The following is a 1,503-nucleotide window of genomic DNA, read 5'->3' as shown; positions in this document are numbered from 1 at the left end:
GGGGGGTGCCTCTATGGTTTTCGTCAAGCCGCTAGGGCGACTGTCGACGGGGTCTGAGGCATGGTCGGGTCTTCGTACAGGGTGCCATCGCGCAGCATCGCGTAGAGCACGTCGGTGCGGCGCCGGGCCAGAGCGATCAGTGCTTGGTTATGCCGTTTGCCCTGAGCGCGCTTGCGGTCGTAGTACGCCCTCGAGGCCGGGTGATGCAAGGAGGCGAAGGCCGAGAGGAACAGGGCTCGCTTGAGGCGCTTGTTGCCGCCGCGGGGTGCGTGTTCGCCGCGGATCGAGGTCCCGGAGCGTCTGGTGATCGGGGCGATGCCGGCGTAGGAGGCCAGGTGCCCGGCATCGGCGAAGTCCTTGCCGACGACCTCGGTGAGGATCCGTGCAGCGGTCCTGACCCCTACCCCGGGCATCGAGATCAGGACCGGGTAAAGAGGGTGGGCCTCCACGACAGCTTCGACCTGGGTGGCGAGCTTGTTGCGCTGGTGGATCAGTCCGGCGAGCTGTTCGGCCAGGATCGGCACCACGGTGGCTGCGGCCTCGGTGCCAGCCACGACCACGGTCTGCTGGCCCAATGCCTGGAAGATCTCCTCGGTGAGCGGTGCTGCCAGTCGGGGTGCGTGCTTGCGCAGCCGGGCGCGCACATGGCCTGGTCCTGCGGTCTTCAGCTTGGCCGGGGTCGGGTAGCGGCCCAGCAGATCAGCTACCGCCGGGTGGGTGATTCTCGGCCCAAGGACCCGCTCCAGGGCCGGGTGGATCTGGGTCAGCAGCCCGCGCAGCCGGTTGGAGGCCGCGGTGATCTGGGCGGCGAGATCATCGTCAGCGCCGGCGAGCATGGCCAGCTCAGCGATCTGCTCGTCATCGACGCGAATGGCGCGCAACGTATGAGGCATGGTGCGTGCGGCTTCGGCGATGATCGCGGCATCACGGGCATCAGTCTTGGCCGAGCCCGGGTGCAGATCCGCGATCCGGCGCATGGCCAGTCCCGGCAGATACGCCACCTCAACACCGGCACATGACTGGGCCACGGCGACCGGAAGGGCACCGATCGTGGCCGGCTGATCGACGACAAGCAGCACGGGCCCATGGGTCTTCAAGAGTTCGTCGAGGATGGCTCGCAGGCGAGTCTCGTCGTTGGGCAGGGCCTTGTCGTAGACCGTCTCGCCGTTGCTGGTGAGGGCGACGGCGTGGTGATCGGACTTGCCGACGTCCAGGCCGATGTACACGGCCGGTGCTGGGGTGGTCATGGCGTTCCTCCTGGGCAGCTAGGCCATGGTCGTGCTGGCCAGCTCAGAGGTGATCACGCTCGGCATCCACGTTACAAAGGCCCTCCCGAAGAAGAGCTCCCGCCTCTATCAGCGATCCGTGATCACCAGACCGGTCCTCGGTGACAACACCCCCCGGATCATGAGTGCGACTGGGGGCAACGATCATGCCGAGGACCGGCTGGCCGGCACCTGCTCATCCTGATCGATCCAGGCGCCGCCGAAAAGGTAACGGGGG

The 1,503-nt window shown here is 67.1% G+C and carries 1 protein-coding gene; it reads right to left on the bottom strand.

The annotated features are described in order from the left end of the window. Positions 1-23: 23 nt before the first annotated feature. Positions 24-1,247: an IS110 family transposase gene (locus RF645_RS12905; RefSeq protein ID WP_058870808.1), complete on the bottom strand. Its 1,224-nt coding sequence runs from the start codon at positions 1,245-1,247 to the stop codon at positions 24-26. Between the last annotated feature and the right edge of the window lie 256 nt (positions 1,248-1,503).

The sequence above is a fragment of the Kocuria sp. CPCC 205260 genome (assembly GCF_040981045.1).
Classification (GTDB): Bacteria; Actinomycetota; Actinomycetes; order Actinomycetales; family Micrococcaceae; genus Kocuria; species Kocuria palustris.
The sequence above is the reverse complement of the archived record's forward strand: the minus strand, read 5'-3'. Positions and strand labels throughout refer to the sequence as shown.